The following is a 17529-nucleotide window of genomic DNA, read 5'->3' on the forward strand; positions in this document are numbered from 1 at the left end:
AGCTTGAGTTTGGAACTTGAACGGATACCGTGGGTTTTGGTTCCTGATGGCCGCACGGAGGCGGCGGCCGTCGTTTGCGCCGAGGGTTTGCCGAGGTTTGTTGTGTCGCTGAGAAACCTGTCCACCTATCGCAAGAAGCGCGACTTCGAGAAGACCAACGAGCCGTCGGGCGACGTCAAGGTCGCACCCAGCAAGCAGCGGCGCTTCGTCATCCAGAAGCACGACGCGACGCGGCTGCACTACGATCTGCGGCTCGAATTCGACGGCGTCTTCAAGTCCTGGGCGGTGACGCGCGGGCCCTCGCTCGATCCGCATGACAAGCGGCTGGCGGTGGAGGTCGAGGATCATCCGCTCGACTATGGCGATTTCGAAGGCACCATTCCCGAAGGCCAATACGGCGGCGGCACGGTGCAGCTGTGGGATCGTGGCACCTGGGAATCGGACGATCCCGAGCGCGGCTTCAAGAAGGGCGACCTGAAGTTCACGCTTGAGGGCGACAAGCTGCACGGCAGCTGGGTGCTGGTGCGGATGAAGGGCGACCGCTTTGGCGGCAAGCGCACCAACTGGCTCCTGATCAAGCACCGCGACGAATATGCCGTTGACGGCAACGGCGAGGAGATCCTCGACGAGGACCGTTCGGTCGCCTCCGGACGCTCGATGGCGCAGATCGCGGCCGGCAAGGGCCGGGCGCCGAAGCCGTTCATGCTGGCCAAGGGCAACGGCAAGGCCAAAGCGGACGCGGTCTGGCAGTCCAACCACGGCATGGCTGCGGACGCGCGCGCCAGGACCAAGGCGCTTGCGCCCAAGGAGCGGCTGAAGGCGGCGCGGCAGGCGAAACCGAAGCAGGTATCGGAGATACCTGATTTCGCCGCGCCGCAGCTCTGCGCCGCGGTCGAGTCTCCACCCAATGGCACGGGCTGGTGCCACGAGATCAAGTTCGACGGCTACCGCGTGCAGTTGCGTGTCGAAGACGGCGAGGCGGTGCTGAAGACGCGCAAGGGGCTCGACTGGACCGCCAAGTTCGGCGCGATCGTGAAGGAGGCGGAGAAGCTGCCCGACGCGCTGATCGATGGCGAGATCGTCGCGCTCGACAAGAACGGCACGCCGCATTTTTCGACGCTGCAGGCCGCGCTCTCCGACGGCAAGACGGATCGGCTGATCTTCTACGCGTTCGACCTGCTGTTCGCCGGCACCGAGGACCTGCGCCCGCTGCCGCTCGCCGAGCGCAAGACGCGGCTGAAGCAATTGCTCGCGGCGCGCAAGGGCAAGAATCCTCTGATCCGCTATGTCGAACATTTCGAGCAGCGCGGCGAGGCGGTGCTGGAATCCGCGCGCAAGCTCGGCCTCGAAGGCATTGTCTCCAAACGGCTCGACGGTGCCTACCGTTCCGGCCGCTCCGACGACTGGACCAAGGCAAAAATCCGCGCCGGTCATGAGGTGGTGCTCGGCGGCTGGAAGACCACCAACGGCAAATTCCGCTCGCTGATGGCGGGCGTCTATCGCGGCGATCATCTGGCTTTTGTCGGCATCGTCGGCACCGGCTTCGGCCAGGACACGGTCCGCCGCATCATGCCGGCGCTGAAGGCGGCGGAGGCGGACAAGAGCCCGTTCGGCGGCAAGGACGCGCCGAAGAAGACCCGCGACGTGCACTGGCTGAAGCCGGAGCTGGTCGCCGAGATCGAGTTCGCCGGCTGGACCGACGCCGGCAATATCCGCCAGGCCGCCTTCAAGGGCCTGCGCCAGGACAAGCCGGCGCACGAGGTCGAGGCCGAGCGGCCGGTTGTAACCAAAGTGGTGAAGCCGATGGCCAAGGGCGTGGCGAAGAAGGGCGCCGGGAAGGCGTCCAGCGAGGTGATGGGTGTCGTCATCTCGCACCCGGACAAGGCGCTGTGGCCCGATGCGGGCGATGGCGAGCCGGTGACCAAGCTCGATCTCGCGAACTATTTCGCGGCGGTCGGCGAATGGATGATCTCCTATCTCAAGGGCCGGCCGTGCTCGATCGTGCGTGCGCCCGACGGCATCAAGGGCGAGACCTTCTTCCAGCGTCATGCGATGGCCGGCACATCGAAGCTGCTCAAGCTTGCGAAGGTTTCGGGCGACCGCAAACCCTATTTGCAGATCGACCAGATCGAGGGCCTGGCGGCGGTCGCGCAGCTCGGCGGCCTCGAGCTGCATCCCTGGAATTGCGCGCCCGATGCCTATGACACGCCGGGCCGGCTGGTGTTCGATCTCGATCCCGCGCCCGATGTCGCATTCACCGACGTGATCGACGCCGCCAAGGACATGCGGCAACGGCTGACCGCGGCCGGCCTCGAGAGCTTCTGCAAGACCACCGGCGGCAAGGGTCTGCACGTCGTCACACCGCTGCTCGCAGGCAGCAGGGACAAGGTGACGTGGAAGGAGGCCAAGGCGTTCGCGCAGGCGGTCTGCCAGTGGATGGCGCAGGACGATCCCGAGCGCTATCTGATCAACATGTCCAAGGCCAAGCGCACGGGAAAGATCTTCCTCGACTATTTGCGCAACGACAGGATGTCGACGGCGGTCGCGGTGTTGTCGCCGCGGGCGCGTCCGGGAGCGACGGTGTCGATGCCGCTGACCTGGCCGCAGCTGCGCGGTGATCTCGATCCGAAGAAATTCACGCTGCGCACCGTGCCGGCCTTGCTCGCGAAGACGAAGGCTTGGGATGGCTACGAGGACGCGGCCTCGTCGATCAAGTCGGCGATGAAGAAGCTCGCGGCCAAGTAAGCGCCGTCCAACGAAGCACCACCCGCTTTCGCGGGTGATGCTGGTCGTCGATATCGGCAGGACGCAACGCTACCAAGGGCTACAGTCGTCCCATCAGGAGCAGGATCAGCAGAATCACGACGACCAGGCCGAGCCCGCCGCCGCCGTAATAGCCGGTACCGTAAAACGGTCCGCCGCCGATGCCGCTGAAGCCGCCAAGCAGCGCAATGACCAGAATGATGAGAATGATCGTTCCAATTGACATCTAGCGTCTCCTCAGCCCCGCGGGCTCGTCTCGTTTCTGCCCTTCGGGAAGGAAAACAACCCGTAACTGTGAAGGTTCCGGAGTTGGCGCTGTGATAAACCTGTGTGGTTCTTCCGTTTGCCTTGGAACAGAACTACATCAACGAAACCCACGGAGGAGTGCATCGCAATGTCGGCGCCGCTGATCGTTTCGATACCCCATAGCCTCGGCCGCGACGAGGCGATGCGCCGCTTGAAAACGGGCCTGTCGCGCGCGACGGCGAACCTGCCGGTCATGAGCGTCGACGAGGAGCGCTGGGACGACAACCGGATGAGCTTTCGTGTCCGGGCGCTGGGACAGGTCGCGGCCGGGCATGTCGATGTCGAGGATGCCCATGTGCGCGTCGAGGTGACGCTGCCGTGGCTGCTGCAACGGTTCGCCGAGGTCGCGCAGGTGGCGATCCGGAAGCGCGGGCAATTGCTGCTGACCAAGCGCTGACGCAGGACGTCAGGCGTGCGAGCGGGCCGGCCTTGCGGTGCGTTTCGTCCCCGCGACCTTTGTCTTGAGCACGGCAACCGGCAGATTGCCGAACAGCTCCGGGAGCTGAATCCGGGTTGCGCCATCCCTGAGCGCATATCCCGTCACGTCGATTTCACCTTCAAAAGCCTCGGGGCGCGGCCAACTGCGGCCGCCCTGCGTGAACGGGGCGAATGACCTTGCCACCGCAACGATGGCCGCCTCGCGCCCATGGCGCCGCGCGAAGGCAATGACGTGATCGCGGTGCGGGCCGCTGACGGCGAGCGGCACGTAGTCGCCGCTGGTGAACACATCGGCCAGCTCGTTGCGGAGCCGTAGCAGATACCGCGTCCATGCGAATTTGAGACGGCCGTCGCGCCAGTTTTGCGCCAGCGCATCCCAATCCGGCATCTCCAGTGCGGCGAGCATTCCTGCCCGTTCGGTAAAGTCGACCGGGCGGCGGTTGTCCGGATCGACCAGCGAAAGATCCCAGCTTTCGGTGCCCTGGTAGAAATCCGGCACGCCCGGCATGGTTGCCTTCAGCGTGATCTGGCTGAGCGAATTCAGCGCACCGATCAACGCGGTCCGTTGCGCCAGCGTCCCCAGCGCATCGAGGAATTCCGGCGAGGTCTTGCGATCGAGGATCCGCTCGATGAAGGCTTTCACGCCCGCCTCGTAAGGCTGGTGCGGATTGAGCCAGCTGGTTTCCTGCTTGCCCTCGCGTGCCGCCTTCAGCGCGTACGCCTGGATGCGGGCGGCGAGCGACGTATCATCGGGATCCCAGGCGCCGAGCAGGGCCTGATACAGCATGTATTCGAATGTCGCCGATGGCGCGCGCATCTCGCCGTCGAGCACCAGATGCGGCGCATTCAGCACCTTCCAGCGCGCCACCGCGCTGGTCCATTCGCCGGGGATTTCCGCAAGCGCCATGATGCGGGCGCGGGCGTCCTCGCCGCGCTTGGTGTCGTGGGTCGCGGTCGCCGTCATGCCGTGCGGCCATTCGCGCGCGCGGGCCTGCATCATGGCGTGGAAGGTCTCGGGCGCGATCGCGCTCGCCGCCGGATCGCCGCCAACCTCGTTGAGCGCCAGCAGCCGGTGATAGCGGTAGAAGGTGGTGTCCTCCAGCGACTTCGCCATCATCGGCCCGGTGAATTGCTGCACCTTCAGCGCGAAGCGGCGGACCCGCGGCGCGCCATGCGGCGGCCGGCCGGGCTGCAGAAGGTCCATGGTGAAGGCATCGCGCAGGAAATCGAAGATGCCTTCGTCGGCGGCGAACCAGTCGGCGCGGGCGCGCTCGATGGTTTCGCTGATCAGCGCGCGGTCATGCGCGGCTGGTCCCGAGGCGGTGAGATAGGTGCGATAGACCGGAAAGTGCAGCACATACAGCTCGAGCGCCTGCCGCAGACTGTCGCCGGAGAAGTCGCGGGTCGAGTAGTGTCCGCTGGCAATGCGCGCGAGCAGCCGCGCCAGCACGGTGAATTCGCTGGTGAGCAGCGTCTCCAGCACGCGCTGCTTGGCCTCGCGCAACACCGGCGTCAGGTTCGGCGACTGGTTGCTGATCTGGCGCCAGATCTCGTTCAGTGGATCGAGGCCGCGACCGTCGACCAGTGCCTGGCTGATCGTGTTCATCCATTCATAGCCGGTGGTGCCGTGAACGCCGCTGAATTTCGGCAGCTTCTCGTCCTCGCCGAGGATCTTCTCGATCACCACGTAGAACGGCCCGGCCTTCGCGCCCTGCGCGGCGCGGATCAGGCGGCGCAGCCGCTGGAAGTATTGCGCGGGATCGCGCAGGCCGTCGATATGGTCGAGCCGCAGGCCCTGCAGCCGGTCTTCGGCGATCAGCCGCCTCACGAGGCTGTGGCTCGCCTCGAAGGTAGCGGCGTCCTCGACCCTGAGGCCGGCCAGCGTGTTGACGTCGAAGAAGCGGCGATAGTTGATGTCGCTGGACGCCAGCCGCCAGTGGCCGAGCTTGTAGTGCTGACGTTCCAGCAAATGATGCAGCGCTAGCGTCTGGGTCGGGCGGTCCTCACCGGCGCGATAGGCATCGAGGCCGCGTGCGATGGTTTCGGCGCCGCCCTCGATCGCCTTGATCGCCGCCTTCACCGCCGGCGCTTCGACGCGGTTGGGGCGACGCAGCGCCCGGTATTGCGCGGCGAGCTCGAGCATCGCGCGTCCGGGCGGGCTGTCTTCGGCCGCGGCCTCGCGGACGATGGTGCGCAGCACCTCGCCATAGCGCTCCGGCGCGATCGGCAGGCGGTGCTCGAAATACCAGGCCGAGAAGCTGCCCTCGTTCGCGTCATAGCGCAGCTCGATGTCGCCGCGCTCCAGCGCCTGGCCATAGGACGAGCCGAGGATCGGCAACAGCACGCCGCCGCGCGCGCGATAGGGCAGCTGGTCCCAGTCGATGTCGAAGGAGACCGCGTGCGGCGACGCCGGTCCCCATTCCAGCACATCGAGCCACCACGGATTGTCGGCGAAGTGAACGCCGACATGGTTCGGCACGAAATCCAGGATCAGGCCGAGATCATGGCGCTTCAATGCGTCGCTCAGCCGCGCAAAGCCCTCCTCGCCGCCGAGCTCCGGATTGAATTTGGTGTGGTCGACGACGTCGTAGCCGTGGGTCGAGCCCTTGCGCGCCTTCATGAAGGGCGACGCATAGACATGGCTGATGCCGAGCGCCTTCAGATACGCCGCCACGCCGGCGGCGGCATCGAAGTCGAAATCGGCAGTGAGTTGCAGACGGTAGGTTGCGATCGGGATCGCCGGAGGCATTGTGCTATCCGATGTGCCAGCGCACCGCCCAGCCGGGGAGGTCGCTCGACAACGCGCCGCCCCAGATCGCAGTTCCCTTCGGCTCCGGTCCATCGGGGATGTCGCGAGCGGACAAATTGGCTGTCAGCCGCAGCGTGCTGCCGTCGCCCATCTGCCAATGCGCCGTCAACAGGTCGCCAGCCACGATGGCATCGCCGAAACGGCACCCTTTGAGCCGGGGCATGATCTCCTGCCGGCGAACGGCGAGCAGGTCGCGCACCAGCGCAAGCCGCGCGCGCGCCGGATCATGGCCGAGCGCCGCCCAGTCGAGCACGGCCGACCGCACCGTTTCGTCGGCGAGCGGGTCGGGAATGTCGTCGCCATATTTGGCATAGGCCCAGGCGAACTCCTTGCGTCGTCCGGCGCGGACGGCATTGGCGAGGTCGCCCTTGAAATCGCAGAAGAACGGGAAGGGCGTCGTCGCGCCCCATTCCTCGCCCATGAACAGCATCGGCGTGGTCGGCGCGATCAGCGTCACCGCCAGCGCCGCCGCGACCGCCGCCGGCTTGGCAATGCTGACGAGACGATCGCCGAGCGGCCGGTTGCCGATCTGGTCGTGGTTCTGCAGGAAGTTGATGAAGCAGGTCGGCGACAGCATGCCGCTCGGCTCGCCGCGCGCCTTGCCGCCCCAGAACTCCGAGACTTCGCCCTGGTAGATGTAGCCGGACGACAGCGCGCGTGCGAGGTCCTGCTTCGGCGCCCGGTAGTCGCCATAATAGCCCTGGGTCTCGCCGGTCAGCAGCACGTGCCAGGCGTGATGATAGTCGTCGTTCCACTGGCCGCGGAATTTGCCGTGCGGCGGATCCTCGGCGGCATCGAGCAGGCTTGCAATGTTGTCGCCGTTTTCGAGCACGAGGTTGATGGAGCGGCCGGTCTCGGTGGCGAGCTTGCCGGCGGCCTTGCTGAAGTCGTGGAGCACGGAGACTTCGCCGGCTTCGACGATGGTGTTGACCGCATCGAACCGCAGCCCGTCGAAGCGATAGTCGCGCAGCCAGCTCACGACGCTGCCGATCGCAAACGCGCGCACCTCGGGCACACGATAATCGATAGCGCTGCCCCACGGGGTGTGCGCGTCACTGAAGAAGGACGGCGCATAGCGGCCGAGATAATTCCCCTCGGGGCCGAAATGGTTATAGACCACGTCGAGCATCACCATCAGCCCGCGCAGATGCGCTTCGTCGATCAGGGTCTTCAGGTCCTCGGGACGGCCATAGGCGCTGTCGGGCGCGTACCACAGCACGCCGTCATAGCCCCAGTTGCGCTTCCCGGCGAAATCCGCCAGCGGCATCAGCTCGAGCGCGGTGATGCCGGTCGCCACCAGATGATCGAGCTTGTCGATCATGGCGCGATAGGTGCCCTCGCGGGTGAAGGTGCCGACATGGGCCTCGAGGACGACGGCCTCATGCCAGGGACGGCCGCGCCAGTCCGTCGCGCGCCACTTGAAGGCGGCGTGGTCGATCACCTCGCTCGGGCCGAACACGTCGTCCGGCTGGAATGCGGAGGCGGGATCCGGCACATCGACTTCGTCATCGATGCGGAATTTGTAACGCGTGCCGGCGCGCCCGCCCGGGATCTCGGCGACGTACCAGCCGGCTGCATCGCGCGTGAGCGTATGCGGTTTGTCGATCAGCAGGTCGACGCGCTTGGCCGCCGGCGCCCAGAGCCGGAAGCGCGTGCCGTCAGATGTCAGCTCGGCGCCGAAATGTTGTCTGTTCATGTGGAGCCTGCAAATGCCAGCACCGAGCGCGGCGGTGCCTTGGTATCGGCGCCGGATGCGAATTGCTCACCCGTTTGCTCCGCCTTGGTCGTGTTCAAGACCTGCCGCCAGCTCCTGTATTCCGTCATCCTCGGCATCCTGAACACGATTTCCTGCGGTGCGGCATTGAGCACGATAAAGATCGGCGCCTGTCCTGGTTCCATCGGTCCCAGCACATAGGCGAGGAATCGGCTCTCGGGGAATTTCCAGTCGGATTCCTTCATCTCTTCCGCCGCGGGCGTCAGCCAGAGCACGCCGTAGCTGCCGTCGGTGCGGCGGCCGTCGAGCCAGCGCTGGCAGCGGATCTGGCCGAAGCGCTGGCGCAGTGCTGTGAGGTGGCCGATGAAATCGATGGCGTCGTCGTCCGTGCCGAGGTTCTCCCAGCCGATCCAGCCGGTCTCGTTGTCCTGGCAATAGGCGTTGTTGTTGCCACCTTGCGTGTTCGCGACCTCGTCGCCGGCGAGGATCAAAGGCGTGCCCTGTGCGAGCAGCAGGCAGGCCAGCGCATTCTTCCTGAGCTGCCGGCGCAGCGCGATGATGGCGGGATCGTCGGTCGGGCCCTCATGGCCGCAATTGTTGCTGTGATTGTCGTTGGAGCCGTCGCGATTGTCCTCGCCATTGGCCTCGTTGTGCTTCTCGTTGTAGCTGAAGAGATCGGCGAGCGTGAAACCGTCATGCACCGTGATGTGGTTGACGCTGGCGCGGGTCGCGCGGTTGTCGTGGTGAAATAGATCGGAGGATGCGGTCATGCGGCCCGAGATGTCGCCGATCAGGCTGCCTTCGCCGCTCCAGTAGCGCCGCATCGCGCTGCGATAGCGGTCATTCCATTCCGACCATTGCGATGGAAACGCGCCGACCTGGTAGCCGCCGAGACCGAGGTCCCAGGGCTCGGCGACCATCTTGGCGGTTGCCAGCACCGGGTCCTGGCGGATCGCGGTGAGGAAGGGGTGGTTGCGATCGAACCCGTTCGGCCCGCGCGCCAGGGTGGTGGCGAGATCGAAGCGGAAACCGTCGACATGGCAGACCTCGACCCAGTAGCGCAGCGAATCCATCACCATCTGCAGCACGCGCGGATGGGTGAGGTTGACCGAGCTGCCGCAGCCGGTGAAGTCGTCGTAGAAGCGCGGGTTCTCGCGGTTCAGCCAGTAATAGGAGGCATTGTCGATGCCGCGGAAGCACAGCGTCGGGCCCATATGGTTGCCCTCGGCGGTGTGGTTGTAGACGACGTCGAGCAGCACCTCGATGCCGGCATCGTGCAGCCGCGCCACCGTGGTGCGGAAGGAATCGAGCGCATTGTCCTGGGCGTAGCGTGCCTCCGGCGCGAAGAAGGCGATGGTGTTGTAGCCCCAGTAGTTCGCCAGCTTCTTCTCGACCAGGATACGGTCGTCGATCAGGCCGTGGATCGGCAACAGCTCGATGGTGGTGACGCCGAGCCGCTTGAGGTGGTCGATCATCGCAGGCGACGACAATCCGCCATAGGTGCCGCGCAGGTTCGGCGGCACGTCCTCGCGCTTCTGCGTCAGGCCCTTGACGTGGGCCTCGTAGATGATGGTGTCTTCCCAGGGGATATGCGGCCGGATCTCGCGGCGGCCCCAGTTGAAGGTCTCGTCGACCACGACCGCCTTCGGCATGCCGCGGGCATTGTCGCGCCGGTCGAACGAAAGGTCCTCGCGCGCGCTGCCGGTGCGGTAGGCGAAATGCGCATCGCTCCATACCAGCCGGCCGGCGAGCCGCTTGGCGTAGGGGTCGAGCAGCAGCTTGTTGGCGTTGAAGCGATGGCCGCGCTCCGGCGCGTAAGGCCCGTAGACGCGATAGCCGTAGAGCTGGCCCGGCGAGACGTCGTTGAGATAGCAGTGCCAGACGTCCTCGGTGCGCTCCGGCATCTCGATCCGCTCGAGCTCGCGGCGGCCCTGGCCGTCGAACAGGCACAGCTCCACCTTCTCCGCGTTCGCCGAGAACAGCGCAAAATTGGTGCCTCTGCCGTCCCAGCTTGCACCGAGCCGTGCGGACGTACCCCCGGTCAGTCGCATCAATCAGCTTTCCGGTACGAGGAAGATCGCAGCCAGCGGCGGAATGGTCAGGCTCAGTTCGGGCGTGGCGTCCTCCGATGCGCGCACCTCGCCGACATTGCCGACATTGGTGCCGCCGTAATGCGCGGAATCCGAGTTGAACACCTCGTGCCACTTGCCCGCGAACGGCACCGGGACGCGATAGTTGCGGTAGACGTTGGGTGAGAAGTTCGCGATCACGAGGCAGCGTGCGCGCTCGGCGTTGCCCTTGCGGATCCAGGCGAACACGTTGTTGTTGGCATCGTCGGTGATGACCCACTCGAAGCCGGCCTGGTCGCAGTCGAGCTCGTGCAGCGCCGGCAGCGCGCGATAGAGCCGGTTGAGGTCGCGGACCAGGTTCTGGATGCCGCTGTGCTTCGGTTGTTGCAGCAGATGCCAATCGATCGAGTAGTCGTGATTCCACTCGCGTTCCTGGCCGAACTCGCAGCCCATGAACATCAGCTTCTTGCCGGGGTGGCCGAACATGAAGCTGTAATAGGCGCGCAGATTGGCGAAGCGCTGCCAGTCGTCGCCGGGCATGCGGCCGAGGATCGAACGCTTGCCGTGCACGACCTCGTCGTGGGACAGCGGCAGGATGAAATTCTCCGAGAAGGCGTAGTGCAGGCCGAACAGGATGTCGCCGTGATGGTATTTGCGGTGGATCGGGTCCTTGCCGATGTATTTCAGCGTGTCGTGCATCCAGCCCATGTTCCACTTGTAGCCGAAGCCGAGCCCGCCATATTCGACGGGACGCGACACCTGCGGCCATGCGGTGGATTCTTCCGCCGCCGTCGTCGCCTGCGGAAAATGCGCGAACAGTTCGGTGTTGAAGCGGCGCAGGAAGTCGATCGCCTCGATGTTCTCCCGGCCGCCATATTTGTTCGGGATCCAGCCGCCGGCGGGACGGCTGTAGTCGAGATAGAGCATGGAGGCGACGGCATCGACGCGCAGCCCGTCGATGCCGTAGCGATCGAGCCAGAACAGCGCGTTCGACACCAGAAAATTGGTGATCTCGGTGCGCCCGTAATTGTAGATCAGCGTACCCCAATCGAGGTGACGGCCCTGCAGCGGATTGGCGTGCTCGTAGAGCGCGGTGCCGTCGAAATTGCCGAGCCCGTGCGGATCGTCGGGAAAATGCCCGGGCACCCAGTCGAGCAGCGCCGCGAGCCCGGCGCCGTGGCAGGCGTCGATCAGCGCGGCGAAATCGTCCGGCGAGCCGAAGCGGCTGGTCGGCGCGAACATGCCGGTCGGCTGGTAGCCCCAGGAGCCGTCGAACGGATGCTCTGATATCGGCAGGAATTCGACATGGGTGAAGCCCATGTCGCTGGCATAGGCCGGCAGCTGCTCCGCCATCTCGCGATAGGTCAGCCACTCATTGCGGCCCTTGCGCCGCCACGACCCGAGATGGACCTCGTAGATCGACATCGGCGAGCTCAACGCGTTGACGCGATCCGGCGCCGGGCGCGGATGCGGGATCTTGCGCTCGTCGATCACGATCGAGGCGGTCTTCGGGCGCACCTCGGCGGCGAACGCCAGGGGATCGGACTTCAGCGGCAAATGCTGGCCGTTGCGCCCGATGATCTCGAACTTGTAGTGGTCGCCGACCCTTGCACGCGGGATGAACAGTTCCCAGTAGCCCGGGCCGCGCACGCGCATCGGATGCCGCCGTCCGTCCCAGAAATTGAAGTCGCCGACCACGCTGACCCGCCGAGCATTCGGCGCCAGCACCACGAACCCGATGCCGTCGACGCCGTCGAGCGTCATCGGATGCGCGCCGAGCGTGTCGTAGACGCGCTGATGGGTGCCTTCGCCGAGCAGATAGAGATCGAAATCGCTCAGGATCGGCGGAAAGCGATAGGCATCTTCCAGCTCGACGACGTTGTCACCGAAGCGGGCGCGGAGCTGGTAGCGCGTCGAGCCGTTCGGCAGGGGGCCTGCGAACAGGCCGGCGTCATGGATCCGCGCCAGCTGTGCGGTCTCGCCATGCTCGCCGATCGCCTCGACATTGCTGGCATCGGGCAGGAAGGCGCGGACGACGTTGCGATCCCCCTCGGGGTGAAGCCCGAGATAGTGGAAGGGGTCGGAGTGGCGGCCCTCGATGATGGCATAGGCCTCGGCGGGCAGTTTGCTCATGCAACCTCATGCGGCTGTTGCGCCAGGATCCTCAGCAGGCCGGTGAGCGGCACCCGCAGCCAATCCGGCCGGTTGGCCAGCTCATACTCGATCTCATAGAAGGCTTTCTCAAGCAGGAAAAAATTGAGCAGGCGATCGGCCGTCTTGGCGTCGGCGGGCCACAGCCGCTGGCCGGCCACCGTCTCGCGATAGGCCGCCAGCAGGGTATCCGCGGCCTGGTCGCGCCAGTCGGCCAAGGCGAGGCTCAACCGGCCGCTCTCGTCGGGGGAGACCTTGAGCGTGCGTTCCAGCGCGGCGGTCGCCGCATAGTCGATCGAACGGATCAGGCCGGCGACGTCGCGCGCCGGCGGTGCCTTGCGCCGCCGCTCGGCGATGGTGCGGCCCGGTCCGCCGTCGAAATCGATGATGAAGACGTCGTCCTTGACCATCAGCAACTGGCCGAGATGCAGGTCACCGTGATGGCGGATGTTGAGGCCGTCGGTTTCGCGCGGCAGCAGTGCCTTGAGCCGCTCCGGCAGCGTGTCGTGCTGGGCCTGCAACTGATCGGCCAGCAGCCGGTCGGCCTCCTTCAGGGAGCCGCGCCGCTGCTTCAGCGTATCGAACACGCGCTCGGCCCGCGCCATGATCTCGTCGGCCCAGCGCTGCAGGTCGTCGGGCTTGGTCGGCTCGGGCGCGAAGTCCGGCAGGTCGCGGTTGCTGGCGAGCGCCAGATGCAGCTCGGCCAGCCGCTTTCCGCTATGCGACATGTGGCGCAGATAGGTCGCCTGGTCGCCGTTCTCCACGGGGTGCTCGCTCACTGTCAGCAGGCGCTGCCGTTCGACCAGGCGATCGAGGTGTGCGCCTGCGATGGTCCAGAGGTCGCCCTGGTTGACGACCATCGCATGCAGGACGGCGATGGCGCTGCGCTTGTCGCCCTCGATCAGCTCGGCGGTGCCGAGCAGGGCAGGGGTGTTCGGAAAGTTGACCACCTCGGTGAGGAAGCGGCCCATCTCGATCTCCGGATTGATGCCGACCTCGAGCTTGCGATAGATCTTGGTGACATATTCGTTGTCGACCAGCGCGGTCGAATGCGGCTGGTCGTTCTCGAACACCCGGATGCGCTCGGGCTGCCGCACCGGCCGGTCGGAGAAGCGGCTGGTCGGCCGGAATTCGAGCTTGAGGCCCTGCTCGCCTTCGTAGACCGTGAGGTTTTCCCGCAGGTTGCGCAGGAACAGGCCGGTGAAGATCTGGTCGGTGGCGACATCGAGCAAGGTGCCCTCGCGCGCGCCCTGGCGTACGGCGGCGAATGCGCGCGGATTGTAGCGCTCGCGGTCGAAGCGCACCCACTCGATCTGCATCGGCAGCACGTAGCGGCTGGTGGTGCCGCGCTGCGTGGTCTCGAAGAGGGCGAGCCACGGCCGGTTATCGCCGATGTCGCAGAACGGGATCGCGGAAACCAGCATCGGCTGGATCGCGCTGGCTGAGCGCTCCGGATACCAGCGCGTGCGGGCGAGATGGCCGGGCAACACGTCGTGCTCGAACACGCCGCGGGTGCGCGCCAATGACATCCAGGTCGAATTCAGCGGCACCACCAGCGTCTCGAATTCCGGCACCGCGCGCGGCGTCACCGGCTCGGACTTGTCGCGCTCCTGCAGCTGGAACCAGTAGAAGCCGTACGGCGCGAGCGTGATCATGTAGGGCAGCTCGCCGATCGCCGGGAAGCGCGTGCGCCCGAGCATCTCGAGCGGAATGCGGTCCTTGAAGGCGGAGAGGTCGAGCTCGGTGGCCTGTGCAGACCGCGACAGATTGGCGACGCACAGGATCGCCTCACCCTGGTACTGGCGCACATAGGCCAGCACCGAGCGGTTCTCCGGGCGGATGAAGGTCATGGTGCCGCGCCCGAAGGCAAGCGTTGACTTGCGTACCGCGATCAGCCGCTTGGTCGCCGACAGCAGCGACGACAGGCTGCGTGACTGCGCCTCGACATTGACGGATTCATAGCCGTAGACCGGGTCCATGATCATCGGCGCGTAGAGCCGCGCCGGGTCGGCGCGCGAGAAGCCGCCGTTGCGGTCCGGCGACCACTGCATTGGCGTCCGCACGCCGTTGCGGTCGCCGAGATAGATGTTGTCGCCCATGCCGATCTCGTCGCCGTAATAGATGATCGGCGTGCCCGGGAACGACAGCAGCAGCGAGTTCATCAGCTCGATCTTGCGCCGATCGTTGTCCATCAGCGGCGCAAGGCGGCGGCGGATGCCGACATTGATGCGGGCGCGCGGATCGTTGGCGTAGGTCGACCACAGATAGTCGCGCTCGACGTCGGTGACCATTTCCAGCGTCAGCTCGTCGTGATTGCGCAGGAACAGCGCCCACTGCGCAGCGGCGGGAATGTCGGGCGTCTGCCGCAGGATGTCGGTGATCGGAAAGCGGTCTTCCTGGGCGATCGCCATGTAGATGCGCGGCATCAGCGGGAAGTGATAGGCCATGTGGCATTCGTCGCCATGGCCGAAATATTCCTGCACGTCCTCCGGCCATTGATTGGCTTCGGCCAGCAGGATCTTGCCCTTGGCGTAGGCGTCGAGCTCCTGGCGCAGCCGCTTGATGATGGCATGCGTCTCCGGCAGGTTCTCGTTGTTGGTGCCGTCGCGCTCGCACAGATAGGGAATGGCGTCGAGCCGGAAACCGTCGACGCCGGTGTCGAGCCAGCGCTTCATCACCTGCACGATGGCGCGCACCACGCGCGGATTGTCGAAATTCAGGTCCGGCTGGTGCGAGAAGAATCGATGCCAGTAGAACTGGCCGGCCTCCGGATCCCAGGTCCAGTTCGACTTCTCCGTATCGGTGAAGATGATCCTTGTATCGAGGTATTTCTGGTCGGTGTCGCTCCAGACATACCAGCTGCGCGCGCTCGAATTCGGCGGGCTGCGGCGCGCGCGCTTGAACCACGCATGCTGGTCCGAGGTGTGGTTGACGACGAGCTCGGTGATGACGCGCAGGCCGCGCTTCTTGGCCTCCTGGATGAAGCGCTTGAAGTCCTTCATCGTCCCGAAATCGGGATTGATGTCGCCATAGTCGCCGATGTCGTAGCCGTCGTCGCGGCCGGGCGAGGGATAGAACGGCAACAGCCACAGCGCGGTGACGCCGAGCTCCTGCAGATAGCCGAGTTTCTCCGTCAGCCCCGCGAAGTCGCCGATGCCGTCATTGTTGCTGTCGGCAAATGCCTTGACATGCAGCTGGTAGATGATCGCGTCCTTGTACCACAGCTGGTCCGCAGTCTCGGTTGCGACCTTCTCCTGGGTATTGACGGAGGAGAATACGTTCATGACGGCTCCTTCAGGCGACACAGCGCAGCAGCAACGCGGGATCGCGCGCAGGATCTATACGTAGACGGATGCCTCCCCATTCGAGCGCGTGGCGCTCTCCGGTGACAAGGTCTTCCACTGCCGAGACGGGGCGGCGGGCATCGCCACGGCCGACCATGACGTCGCCGAGCGGCAGCCAGACCTCACGCAGCTCGGCTGATAATGCAATCGCGGCCGCGATCACATTGCCCTGATCGACCGCCTCCTTGATGAAGCCGATCACGCCGCCGTCATCGACACTAATAAAGCGCAAATTGGCGAATTGTTGCAGGGCCGGATTGCCGCGTCTGATCCGGTTGAGAGCTGCGATATAGGGCTTGATGTTCCCCGGCTGCTCCCAGTTGCGAACCCTGATCTCGTACTTCTCGGAGTTGAGATATTCCTCGCGGCCGGGCACCGGCGTATGCTCGAGCAATTCGAAGCCGCTGTAGATGCCATAGCTGCTTGAAAGCGTCGCGGCCAGCGCGAGACGCGACTTGAACATCCAGGATTTGCCGCTTTGCAGGTGGAAAGGCAGGATGTCCGGTGTGTTGACGAAGAAATTCGGCCGAAAGAAGTCACGCTCGGGATAGGAGGTCAACTCGCCGAGATATTGTTCGAGCTCGAAGCGCTGCGTCCGCCAGGTGAAATAGCTGTAGGACTGTGTGAAGCCGAGCTTGGCGAGGCCCTTCATCAGTTTCGGGCGCGCGAAGGCTTCCGCAAGGAACACCACGTCCGCGTCGCGGTCCCGCACCTCGCGGATCAGCCACTCCCAGAACGCCAGCGGCTTGGTGTGCGGATTGTCGACCCGGAAGATCCTGACGCCCTGTTCGACCCAGAACAGCACGACGTCGCGCAGTGCGCGCCACAGCGCAGCGGCATTCTCGGACCCGAAATCCGGGTTGACGACATCGTCCCAGCGCTGCGGGGGATGCTCGGCCGTGCGCATCGATCCGTCCGGGCGCCGCTTGAACCACTCTGGATGTTCGTTCAGCCAGGGATGATCGGGGGAGCACTGCACGGCGAAATCGAGCGCGACCTCGAGGCCATGCGCCTGGCTTGCCATTACGAAGGCGCGGAAGTCGTCGAGCGTGCCGAGTTCCGGATGCACGGCGTCGTGGCCGCCCTCGGCTGCGCCGATCGCATAGGGGCTGCCGGGATCGCCCGCCTGTGCGATCGCGGCATTGTTGCGGCCCTTGCGGTGCTGCCGGCCGATCGGATGGATCGGCGCGAGCAGGACGACGTCAAAGCCCATCGCGGCGATGTCGGGAAGCCGCGCGATGCTGTCGTTGAAGGTTGCATGCATGCCCGGTGCCTTGCCCTGGCTGCGCGGAAACATCTGGTACCATGCGCCGCTGCGCGCCCGCGGGCGGTCCGCGGTCAGCGGGTAGAGCTGCGATCGCATCAGATCGCGGCGAAGCTGGCTGCCGGCCATCGCCTCCCGCAATTCGGGCGCGAGCAGCGCACCTGGTTCGCCGGTCTGCAGAAAGATTTCGCACTGCCTGATGATGACGGCCGCCGCCGACGGGCTGCCGGCCTGCGCCTGGGTCAGCATGCCCGCGCCTTCGAGCGCGTCCAGCGTGCGATCGCTGCCGTCGCGCGGCTTCTGCTCGAAACGATGCCGCCAGCTGGCGAATTCATCGGTCCAGGCCTCGATCGCGAAGGCGTAGCGGCCGGGCCGGTCGGGCACGAAGGCGCCGCCCCAGCGGTCATCGCTGTGCGCCGTCATCGGCGCGATCTGCCATTCGCTGTCGCCCTCGCGCCGCCACACCAATGCCGCCGATATCACGTCATGTCCGGCACGGTAGATGTCGGCCCACACCTCGACAGGTTCGCCCACAATGCGCTTCACCGGAAAGCGGCCGCCATCAACCGACGGATAGACATCGGTGATATGAAAAGTGCCATGGGCACTCTCGACAGGCCGGAGGGTTTTGTTCACGGTGATGCCGCCATTAAAAATGCAAATGACGTCCC

Annotated in this window: 9 protein-coding genes; 2 read left to right on the top strand and 7 right to left on the bottom strand. The window is 65.5% G+C overall.

Annotation, left to right across the window (positions count from 1 at the left end; translation table 11 throughout):
- Nucleotides 1–102: 102 nt before the first annotated feature.
- Nucleotides 103–2745, top strand: a complete 2643-nt coding sequence (gene ligD / locus QA635_RS12610) for a DNA ligase D (protein WP_283069381.1) — start codon at nucleotides 103–105, stop codon at nucleotides 2743–2745.
- A 79-nt stretch (nucleotides 2746–2824) separates the two neighbouring features.
- Here the strand turns inward: ligD and QA635_RS12615 are convergent, their stop codons facing one another.
- On the bottom strand, nucleotides 2825–2989 hold the full coding sequence (locus QA635_RS12615) for a DUF3309 family protein (protein ID WP_076823921.1): 165 nt from the start codon (nucleotides 2987–2989) through the stop codon (nucleotides 2825–2827).
- Nucleotides 2990–3157: 168 nt separating this feature from the next.
- Between QA635_RS12615 and QA635_RS12620 the strand changes: the two genes are divergently transcribed.
- Complete coding sequence (locus QA635_RS12620; protein WP_283069384.1) at nucleotides 3158–3466, top strand: polyhydroxyalkanoic acid system family protein; 309 nt, start codon at nucleotides 3158–3160, stop codon at nucleotides 3464–3466.
- A gap of 9 nt (nucleotides 3467–3475) precedes the next feature.
- Here QA635_RS12620 and treY read toward each other — a convergent pair whose 3' ends face one another.
- The 6 genes from treY to QA635_RS12650 are packed head-to-tail and all read right to left on the bottom strand — an operon-like array spanning nucleotide 3476 to nucleotide 17494.
- Nucleotides 3476–6256, bottom strand: a complete 2781-nt coding sequence (gene treY, locus QA635_RS12625; protein ID WP_283069386.1) for a malto-oligosyltrehalose synthase — start codon at nucleotides 6254–6256, stop codon at nucleotides 3476–3478.
- 4 nt (nucleotides 6257–6260) lie between these two features.
- Nucleotides 6261–8012, bottom strand: a complete 1752-nt coding sequence (gene treZ / locus QA635_RS12630) for a malto-oligosyltrehalose trehalohydrolase (RefSeq protein ID WP_283069387.1) — start codon at nucleotides 8010–8012, stop codon at nucleotides 6261–6263.
- Nucleotides 8009–10081 carry a glycogen debranching protein GlgX gene (gene glgX, locus QA635_RS12635; RefSeq protein ID WP_283069388.1) on the bottom strand — a complete coding sequence of 691 codons (2073 nt, stop codon included), beginning with the start codon at nucleotides 10079–10081 and terminating at the stop codon, nucleotides 8009–8011. Before glgX ends, treZ begins: the two co-directional genes overlap by 4 nt.
- Before the next feature lie 3 nt (nucleotides 10082–10084).
- Nucleotides 10085–12232, bottom strand: coding sequence for a 1,4-alpha-glucan branching protein GlgB (glgB, locus tag QA635_RS12640; protein WP_283069400.1), 2148 nt, complete (start codon nucleotides 12230–12232; stop codon nucleotides 10085–10087).
- Nucleotides 12229–15534, bottom strand: a complete 3306-nt coding sequence (treS, locus tag QA635_RS12645; RefSeq protein WP_283069401.1) for a maltose alpha-D-glucosyltransferase — start codon at nucleotides 15532–15534, stop codon at nucleotides 12229–12231. Before treS ends, glgB begins: the two co-directional genes overlap by 4 nt.
- Before the next feature lie 10 nt (nucleotides 15535–15544).
- On the bottom strand, nucleotides 15545–17494 hold the full coding sequence (locus QA635_RS12650; RefSeq protein WP_283069403.1) for an alpha-1,4-glucan--maltose-1-phosphate maltosyltransferase: 1950 nt from the start codon (nucleotides 17492–17494) through the stop codon (nucleotides 15545–15547).
- Between the last annotated feature and the right edge of the window lie 35 nt (nucleotides 17495–17529).

This window comes from Bradyrhizobium brasilense, assembly GCF_029714345.1.
In the GTDB taxonomy this organism is placed as follows: domain Bacteria; phylum Pseudomonadota; class Alphaproteobacteria; order Rhizobiales; family Xanthobacteraceae; genus Bradyrhizobium; species Bradyrhizobium australafricanum.

What these genes read in the sequence shown, in the direction of transcription:
- QA635_RS12620 (WP_283069384.1), top strand. Translation starts at nt 3,158, where the DNA reads ATGTCGGCGCCGCTGATCGTTTCGATACCCCATAGCCTCGGCCGCGAC.
- QA635_RS12615 (WP_076823921.1), bottom strand. Translation starts at nt 2,989, where the DNA reads ATGTCAATTGGAACGATCATTCTCATCATTCTGGTCATTGCGCTGCTT.
- glgB (WP_283069400.1), bottom strand. Translation starts at nt 12,232, where the DNA reads ATGAGCAAACTGCCCGCCGAGGCCTATGCCATCATCGAGGGCCGCCAC.
- treZ (WP_283069387.1), bottom strand. Translation starts at nt 8,012, where the DNA reads ATGAACAGACAACATTTCGGCGCCGAGCTGACATCTGACGGCACGCGC.
- treS (WP_283069401.1), bottom strand. Translation starts at nt 15,534, where the DNA reads ATGAACGTATTCTCCTCCGTCAATACCCAGGAGAAGGTCGCAACCGAG.
- glgX (WP_283069388.1), bottom strand. Translation starts at nt 10,081, where the DNA reads ATGCGACTGACCGGGGGTACGTCCGCACGGCTCGGTGCAAGCTGGGAC.
- treY (WP_283069386.1), bottom strand. Translation starts at nt 6,256, where the DNA reads ATGCCTCCGGCGATCCCGATCGCAACCTACCGTCTGCAACTCACTGCC.